Origin of the sequence: Mesorhizobium sp. AR07 (assembly GCF_024746815.1) — a bacterium.
Classification (GTDB): Bacteria; Pseudomonadota; Alphaproteobacteria; order Rhizobiales; family Rhizobiaceae; genus Mesorhizobium.
This window is the reverse complement of the sequence record NZ_CP080525.1, coordinates 3330001-3337500: the sequence shown is the minus strand read 5'-3', so window position 1 is coordinate 3337500 and position 7500 is coordinate 3330001. Positions and strand designations below refer to the sequence as shown.

The following is a 7500-nucleotide window of genomic DNA, read 5'->3' as shown; positions in this document are numbered from 1 at the left end:
CCGAAACCGACACTGGTGGTCTGGTAGAGTATACCAAGGCGCTTGAGAGAACTATGCTGAAGGAACTCGGCAAATTGCACGCGTAACTTCGGAAGAAGCGTGACCCTTTTCCACGCAAGTGGAGGAGGGTGGCACAGACCAGGGGGTAGCGACTGTTTATCAAAAACACAGGGCTCTGCGAAGTCGCAAGACGACGTATAGGGTCTGACGCCTGCCCGGTGCTGGAAGGTTAAGAGGAGGGGTGCAAGCTCTGAATCGAAGCCCCAGTAAACGGCGGCCGTAACTATAACGGTCCTAAGGTAGCGAAATTCCTTGTCGGGTAAGTTCCGACCTGCACGAATGGCGTAACGACTTCCCCGCTGTCTCCAGCATAGACTCAGTGAAATTGAATTCCCCGTGAAGATGCGGGGTTCCTGCGGTTAGACGGAAAGACCCCGTGCACCTTTACTATAGCTTTACATTGGCATTCGTAGTGGCATGTGTAGGATAGGTGGTAGGCTTTGAAACCTGGGCGCCAGCTCAGGTGGAGCCACCCTTGAAATACCACCCTTATTACTATGGATGTCTAACCGCGGCCCGTTATCCGGGTCCGGGACAATGTATGGTGGGTAGTTTGACTGGGGCGGTCGCCTCCTAAAGAGTAACGGAGGCGCGCGATGGTGGGCTCAGAACGGTCGGAAATCGTTCGCTGAGTGCAATGGCATAAGCCTGCCTGACTGCGAGACTGACAAGTCGAGCAGAGACGAAAGTCGGTCATAGTGATCCGGTGGTCCCGCGTGGAAGGGCCATCGCTCAACGAATAAAAGGTACGCCGGGGATAACAGGCTGATGACCCCCAAGAGTCCATATCGACGGGGTTGTTTGGCACCTCGATGTCGACTCATCGCATCCTGGGGCTGGAGCAGGTCCCAAGGGTATGGCTGTTCGCCATTTAAAGCGGTACGTGAGTTGGGTTCAGAACGTCGTGAGACAGTTCGGTCCCTATCTGCCGTGGGTGTAGGAATATTGAAAGGATCTGTCCCTAGTACGAGAGGACCGGGATGGACGGATCTCTGGTGGACCTGTTGTGGCGCCAGCCGCATAGCAGGGTAGCTATATCCGGACGGGATAACCGCTGAAGGCATCTAAGCGGGAAACCCACCTTAAAACGAGTATTCCCTGAGAACCGTGGAAGACGACCACGTTGATAGGCCGGGTGTGGAAGAGCGGCAACGCTTGAAGCTTACCGGTACTAATAGTTCGATCGGCTTGATCGTTCTCATTCCTTATGCCCATCTCGGCGCAATCCAGAGGATTGTCGCCAGAAGTCAGATGGTCTGACCAGCACTCACGCTTGTTTCGCCCTTCGGGCGGAGCTACGTGGGTGCGGCGCATCAGCGCCGACGGTCGGTCGACCTTGCGAAGCTTCGCTTCGAAGGGCGCCAGGACCAAAAGAACTGTAAAGGCACACAAAGACCAGCGAACAGCTCCGAGAGAGCGCAGATAGGTAACCCCTACTCGCTACTCCCTCATCGCTATTCGCTCAAAAGCTTCTCGAACAACGTGCGTTTTGCCGACCTGGTGGTTATGGCGGAGCGGCTGCACCCGATCCCATTCCGAACTCGGCCGTGAAACGCTCCAGCGCTGATGGTACTTCGTCTCAAGACGCGGGAGAGTAGGTCGCTGCCAGGTCTGCCAAACGCACGTTGATCTCACATCCAAAATCGGATGGAGAGTAATCTTCTCTTTATGAACAGGCCCGCCAACGGGAGCCCGGGCCGCAATCGCGGCCCTTTCATTTGGTAGGCCATCTACCTATCTGTCTATCTGTAGGCCATCCTCTTGTAGGCTTGGGCTTACGTCCAAGGTTGACGCGGGGTGGAGCAGCCCGGTAGCTCGTCAGGCTCATAACCTGAAGGTCACAGGTTCAAATCCTGTCCCCGCAACCAACCTTCCAAAACCAACCCCAAATGCCCGCCTGGCAATCCGCCGGCGGGCTTTTTGCTTTTAAAAGCCGAGCCCAGGGTTTGCGCCTCGATCCAGCCGAGAATCATGCTCAATTCTCCGTGCAGTGTAGCGTCGATTTCACCACGCTTCGGCCCCGAATGGCCTCGGCCGCCTCCACCCGATCGTCCTGCCTGTTGAGCGTTTCTGTCAGCCGCCTGCTGTCCGTCCCTCCGCTCCGGGGCGGGACCCAATGTCGTCAGGCGGCTTCCTCATGGCGCGTGGGGCGGATCAGTACCTCCGCCGAAATGCCGAGCTTGTCGTGTAGTTGGCGAATCATATCGATCGACAGGCTGCGCTTGCGGTTCATCACCTCGGCGACGCGGCCTCTGGCCCCGATGAAAGGTTCGAGATCCTTTCGCGTCAAACCCTGTTGCTCCATTCTGAAGCGGATCGCCTCGATAGGGTCGGGCGGGTCCATCGGATAGTGCCTGGTCTCATAAACGTCGATCAGGGTCGCAAGCACGTCGAGCCGATCACCTTCTGGCGTGCCACTCTTGGCACCCCACAGCCGCTCGACTTCGGTGAGCGCTTCTTCGTAATCTGCCTCCGAGCGGATCGGCTTCAGCTCAGCCGTCATGTTCAACCTCCGTCACGTCGATCCTGTCGTAAGCCTTGTGGGTGCCGATCCACTTGATCCAGAGGATGCTCTTCTCGAAGTCGACCGCCACCACCAAGCGATAGTCATTACCCTTGACGTTGAAGACGATCCGCTCGCCACTAACGATGCTGGCCGTGGCATACGACGGTCAACGCCTGGTCGGGCCGCTAGGTCACAGACTTCGCGCGTCCGGGGCGGCAATTCCTGTTTCGTGCCATACGAGACAACGGCTTTCTCCCCTTGCCATCAAGAATGGGATGGATTTCCTGCCATATCGGCTCCATCCGATCTATATATCGTGTGAGATCGATGCAGGTGAAGATGGACCACGACATCATATTGAAGGCGCTAGCGCATCCGTTTCGACGGGATGTTCTGGCGTGGCTGAAGGAGCCCGAACAGCACTTCGCTGAGCAGGCGCATCCGCTCGAGATGGGCGTCTGTGCCAGTCAGTTCGAACGTCGCGGCCGGGCGCAGTCAAGCGTCTCGGCCCATCTGGCGACACTGGCGTCGGCCGACCTCGTTACGACGCGGCGGGTCGGTCAATGGGTGTTCTACAAGCGCAACGAAGAAACCATCGCCGCCTTTCAGGCCGTCTTATCCGGTCTTTGACGATCTTCCCATCCATTCCTCCCCTCCCCCAATGCATGAAAGGCATTTCTCATGGCTAATCTCTTTGATCCTCTGCGGGCCGGTGACCTGGCGCTTGCGAACCGCATCGTCATGGCGCCGCTGACGCGCAATCGCTCACCGAATGCGGTGCCCGGCGATCTCGCGATCACCTATTATAGTCAGCGCGCCACGGCTGGGCTAATCGTGACGGAGGCCACCGCCATCAGCCACCAGGGCCAGGGTTATGCCGATGTGCCCGGACTCTACGGGGCGGATCAACTTGCCGGTTGGAAGCGTGTCACGGACGCCGTTCATAAAGCCGGCGGCAAGATCGTGGTCCAGCTATGGCATGTCGGGCGCATCTCGCATGATACGTTGCAGCCCGGGGGCGGCAAGCCGGTGGCGCCGTCAGCGATAAGGGCAAAATCCAAGACTTTTCTGGTCAAGCCGGATGGCAACGGCGAGTTCGTCGAGACCTCTGAGCCGCGCGCGCTCGATGCGTCCGAACTCCCCGGCATCGTCGATGATTTTCGCCGCGCCGCCAAGGCGGCGATCGAGGAGGCGGGTTTCGACGGCGTCGAGATCCATGGTGCCAATGGATATCTCGTGGACCAGTTCCTGCGCTTGGGCACCAACCATCGCACCGACAATTATGGCGGTTCCATCGAGAACCGGACGCGATTCCTGTTCGAGGTGGTCGATGCGGTAACGTCTGCTGTCGGCGCCGGCAGGACCGGGATCAGACTTTCGCCGGTGACACCCGCCAACGACGCGTCGGATGCCGATCCGCAGCCGCTTTTCAACCATGTGGTGGCGGGCCTGGGCAGCCGCGGCCTGGCCTATATCCATATCGTCGAAGGAGCGACCGGCGGCGCACGCGACTTCCGGCAAGGAGATAAACCATTCGACTATGCGGAACTCAAAGCCATCTATCACAAGGCCGGCGGAGACGGCGCCTGGCTGGTGAACAACGGCTACGACAAGGAATTGGCCGAAAAGGCCGTTGCTGACGGCTACGCGGACCTCGTCGCGTTCGGCAAGCTTTTCATCGCCAATCCGGACCTCGTCAGCCGGTTGAAGCGCAATGCCGAACTGAACGATCCGGACAAGGCAACGTTCTATGGCGGCGGTGCCAGGGGCTACACGGACTATCCGACCGCAGCCTAGGAGCGGCAGAATCCCATTGCGAGGTCAAGCAAGACTACGGCTCCAACAACAGCCCGTCGTCATCGACCATTCGGTCACCGCTTCGATCTCGAAGGCGACCGCATCCACCTAGGCTCCGGCTGCGTGGGCACTGCCCCGCAACCTCTTCGGCCACTGGAGCAGTTCACCGTTTCACGGAAACGGCGAACTGCTCCAGCTCTTTGTTTTGACGCAATTCCCCAGGGAAAGCGCTACGCGCTTTTCCCGGGAAAACCGTTTCACACTTTTCCTGGAATTGCTCTAAAGCGCGTCGCGTTTGAATGGATTCAGGCGACGCGCTTCAGGTCTTTGTTTTCATGCGTGTCGTTCTCCCGAAACCGGGGCCACTCTTAGCAAAGTCAAAACTGGCTAATCTCCATGCATCGCGTGAATTCGAAGAAGGCTGACGCCAGCCGGTTTGGTTGGCGCTTCGATGATCACCGCCTTATACGATGGCCATGCGATCGAGAATCTGGTCGGCGATGGGGATGGCCGACGTCGCGGCCGGGGAGGGCGCATTGCATACATGCAGCATCCGTTCCGTCTGCTCGAACAGGAAATCATGGACCATGGTGCCGTCGCGGTTCACTGCCTGTGCGCGGATGCCTGCCTCATAGGGCAGCAGGTCGCCGATTTCGAGGCTCGGACAGTATTTACGGCACTGCGCCAGATAGCCCGGTTTCCACAACGAGTTGCGTAGTTCGGAGACGGCGGATCCGCGGTTCTGCAGTACGGTTTTCCAAAAGCCCGGAAATGCAAGATAGTCGAGAAGATCGGCGAGATTGACCTTCAGCTTCGAATAGGTCTCGCGGCCAAGTCCTATCACTGCATTGGGGCCGACGGTCACGCTGCCGTCGATCATCCGCGTCAGATGAATGCCGAGGAATGGAAGCTCGGGATCGGGAATGGGATAGATGAGATGGCGGACGATGTCGTTTTTCGCCGCCGGCAAGCGGTAATATTCGCCGCGGAACGGAACGATGCGGTGCTTGATCGAAAGACCCGCCAATGTCGCCAGCCGATCGGATTGGAGACCGCCGCAGACAATCAGCTTTTGCGCGCGCCAGCTTTGGCCGGCGGACGAGACCGTGACGGCTGCGCCCGCTTCCGCGATGCCCGTCACTTTCGTGCCGAGGACAATTGCGCCGCCCAATCGTTCGATCGTTCCGCCCATGGCCTGGCAGACCTTGCGGTAGTCGACGATTCCGGTGGACGGTACCAGAAGCGCACCGAGGCCGGCAACATTCGGCTCGCGCTCTGCAAGCTCGTCCGCGCTTAACCGTTCGACCTCTATGTTGTTGGCGACCGAGCGCTCGAAAAGCGCATGCATCCGCGTCATTTCCCGCGGGTTCGTGGCGACGAGGAGCTTTCCGCAGATTTCGAAGGGAATGCTGTTGGCCGTGCAGAAATCCTTGGTCGCTTGCGCGCCCTTGCGGCATAGCTCCGCCTTCAGGCTGCCTGGCGGATAATAGATGCCGGCATGGATGACGCCGCTATTGTGCCCGGTCTGGTGCAAGCCGAGGGCGCTTTCCTTTTCGATGAGCACAAGGCTGCAGCCCGGTCGGCGTTCGATGAGCCGCATGGCGGTTGCCAGCCCGACAATGCCGCCGCCAATCACGCAATAATCGTAGAGCATTCTGCAGGTCCGTTTCGATCGTTCGGGATCAGGCGGCTGGCGCCGCATGCTCGGCATAGCCGAAATAGGCGTCCTCGAGCGCGCTGCCGTCGGCCAGTTCTCCAGCTTCGCCATGCAACACTACATGACCGTTGCGGAAAACGTAGACGCGGGATGCGAGGTCGAGCACCCGGGCCGTCGACTGCTCGACGACGAGGAGCGTCAGTCCGCCCTTGTTGAGAGCGCGCAGACTTTCGTAGACTTGGCCGATGACCAGCGGTGCAAGGCCAAGCGACGGCTCATCGATCATCATCAGAGCCGGGCGCTGCAGGATAGCCCGGGCGATCGCCAGCTGCTGCTGTTCGCCACCTGAAAGGTGGCCAGCGACGCCCTTGAGGCGGGCACGCAGAATTGGAAACGTCTCGAGCACGTGATCCGCCGCGACGCCCTGCCGGTTCTTGCGGATCATGGCGGCGATAGCGAGGTTCTCCTGCACGGTCAACGTGCGGAAGATGTGCCGTCCCTCCGGCACCAGCACCAGTCCGCGCCTGCACAATTGTTCCGGTTGCTGTCCGCCGATGGACGTTCCGTTATGGGCGGGGACGCTGCGCCGTTGGATGTCGAAACCAGCGTTCGCGGCATGGTGGCGGCGATCGCCGCGTGCCGTGGAGAGCGTGGCATTGTCTTTGTCGACTATCGGAACGCAGTGGTCGCCTGGTGACGACGTAACCATCACAAACCAAAGAATCGCAGGCGACTCGGAGGCATCCAAGTAGTCTTGCCAAGGGGCCGCGGAAAGCGGACTGAGGTACGCCGTTGCCCCCGCCAATTTGCGGGCCGTGTCCAAAAGAACGCCGTCCAGAACATCGCGTCCAAGCGCACGTGGCCGCGCCGCCATCGCCCCACAGGCGGAAGAACAGCAGCTTTTCGAGATCGCTGGTCTCCTTGAGATGAAGCGTACAGAGCTCGATGCAGACGACGTGGGCCTCGGGTTCGGACGGGATGATGTGCCGTGTCAGCTTGAGCGCGTTGATTGCCGCGTGGCACCCCATGAAGCCAATGGGCGTGCGCTCGACGGTGGTCGCCAAATCGCATCGGGCGATGATCTCCTGATCGATGCCTGGGCAGAGAAACCAGTGCATGTCGTGACGATCAAATGGGTGACACGCCTTTTGTCTTCACCCTGGAGGAGGCGCTCCACGGCTTGCTGGGCCAGCACGGTTTGTCGCGGCCTGTCGACTTTTCCACAGCGGGGCACCGAGCGGGTCGAGATCATGGCCGGGCTGCGGATTGTTGGTTACCGGCGCGCCGTCAGCATTGCGTTCGCCGTCGAGAGCGAACGAGTGCTGATTTTGGGCATCTTTTACGCTGGCCGCAACATCACGCCGGAATTGCTTGAAGAACGGCTCTGAATGCCGCTCGGGTGCGGGTGGCGCCTCTGTAGCCGCCTAAGCGCGACAAGCGATTTTCGGGTCGACGGGACACTTGCTGCCAAGGCGGCGAC

The 7500-nt window shown here is 59.7% G+C and carries 7 protein-coding genes, 1 tRNA gene, 2 rRNA genes and 1 pseudogene (1 of these 11 only partly in view); 6 read left to right on the top strand and 5 right to left on the bottom strand.

Annotation, left to right across the window (positions count from 1 at the left end; all coding sequences use genetic code 11):
* The 3 genes from BPNPMPFG_RS17045 to BPNPMPFG_RS17035 form a co-directional block, all read left to right on the top strand.
* Positions 1–1256 (top strand): 23S ribosomal RNA (locus BPNPMPFG_RS17045) (it extends 1568 nt beyond the left edge of the window).
* 300 nt (positions 1257–1556) lie between these two features.
* Positions 1557–1671: ribosomal RNA gene (gene rrf, locus BPNPMPFG_RS17040) — 5S ribosomal RNA — on the top strand.
* Between the two features lie 180 nt (positions 1672–1851).
* Positions 1852–1928 (top strand) — tRNA-Met (locus tag BPNPMPFG_RS17035).
* Here the strand turns inward: BPNPMPFG_RS17035 and BPNPMPFG_RS17030 are convergent.
* The 3 genes from BPNPMPFG_RS17030 to BPNPMPFG_RS17020 all read right to left on the bottom strand — a co-directional run bounded on the left by BPNPMPFG_RS17030 (position 1899) and on the right by BPNPMPFG_RS17020 (position 2693).
* Complete coding sequence (locus BPNPMPFG_RS17030) at positions 1899–2033, bottom strand: hypothetical protein (protein ID WP_258589903.1); 135 nt, start codon at positions 2031–2033, stop codon at positions 1899–1901. The two genes, BPNPMPFG_RS17035 and BPNPMPFG_RS17030, sit on opposite strands and share 30 nt — an antisense overlap.
* A gap of 149 nt (positions 2034–2182) precedes the next feature.
* Positions 2183–2563: a helix-turn-helix domain-containing protein gene (locus tag BPNPMPFG_RS17025; protein ID WP_258589902.1), complete on the bottom strand. Its 381-nt coding sequence runs from the start codon at positions 2561–2563 to the stop codon at positions 2183–2185.
* Positions 2553–2693, bottom strand: a complete 141-nt coding sequence (locus tag BPNPMPFG_RS17020) for a type II toxin-antitoxin system HigB family toxin (RefSeq protein ID WP_258596790.1) — start codon at positions 2691–2693, stop codon at positions 2553–2555. The genes BPNPMPFG_RS17025 and BPNPMPFG_RS17020 overlap by 11 nt, the downstream gene beginning before the upstream one ends.
* 212 nt (positions 2694–2905) lie before the next feature.
* Here BPNPMPFG_RS17020 and BPNPMPFG_RS17015 point away from each other — a divergent pair, with 212 nt between their 5' ends.
* Both BPNPMPFG_RS17015 and BPNPMPFG_RS17010 read left to right on the top strand, forming a co-directional pair.
* Positions 2906–3196 (top strand): ArsR/SmtB family transcription factor, encoded by a 291-nt coding sequence (locus BPNPMPFG_RS17015; RefSeq protein WP_258589901.1) that lies wholly within the window; start codon positions 2906–2908, stop codon positions 3194–3196.
* Positions 3197–3247: 51 nt separating this feature from the next.
* The gene (locus BPNPMPFG_RS17010) at positions 3248–4363 is read left to right on the top strand and encodes an alkene reductase (protein ID WP_258589900.1); all 1116 of its coding nucleotides are present in this window, start codon (positions 3248–3250) and stop codon (positions 4361–4363) included.
* Positions 4364–4826: 463 nt separating this feature from the next.
* Here the strand turns inward: BPNPMPFG_RS17010 and lhgO are convergent, their stop codons facing one another.
* Entirely contained in the window at positions 4827–6017 is a 1191-nt protein-coding gene (gene lhgO / locus BPNPMPFG_RS17005; protein ID WP_258589899.1) for an L-2-hydroxyglutarate oxidase, read from the bottom strand.
* Positions 6018–6045: 28 nt separating this feature from the next.
* The gene (locus BPNPMPFG_RS17000) at positions 6046–6843 is read right to left on the bottom strand and encodes an ABC transporter ATP-binding protein (RefSeq protein ID WP_258589898.1); all 798 of its coding nucleotides are present in this window, start codon (positions 6841–6843) and stop codon (positions 6046–6048) included.
* Between the two features lie 376 nt (positions 6844–7219).
* On the opposite strand from BPNPMPFG_RS17000, the pseudogene BPNPMPFG_RS16990 reads away from it, so the two are divergent.
* Positions 7220–7408, top strand: a pseudogene (locus BPNPMPFG_RS16990) (type II toxin-antitoxin system RelE/ParE family toxin); the annotation flags it as partial.
* Between the last annotated feature and the right edge of the window lie 92 nt (positions 7409–7500).

Excerpts from the sequence above, each read along its gene's own strand:
- BPNPMPFG_RS17030 (WP_258589903.1), bottom strand. The coding sequence starts at position 2,033 with ATGATTCTCGGCTGGATCGAGGCGCAAACCCTGGGCTCGGCTTTTAAA.
- BPNPMPFG_RS17025 (WP_258589902.1), bottom strand. The coding sequence starts at position 2,563 with ATGACGGCTGAGCTGAAGCCGATCCGCTCGGAGGCAGATTACGAAGAA.
- BPNPMPFG_RS17015 (WP_258589901.1), top strand. The coding sequence starts at position 2,906 with ATGGACCACGACATCATATTGAAGGCGCTAGCGCATCCGTTTCGACGG.
- BPNPMPFG_RS17010 (WP_258589900.1), top strand. The coding sequence starts at position 3,248 with ATGGCTAATCTCTTTGATCCTCTGCGGGCCGGTGACCTGGCGCTTGCG.
- lhgO (WP_258589899.1), bottom strand. The coding sequence starts at position 6,017 with ATGCTCTACGATTATTGCGTGATTGGCGGCGGCATTGTCGGGCTGGCA.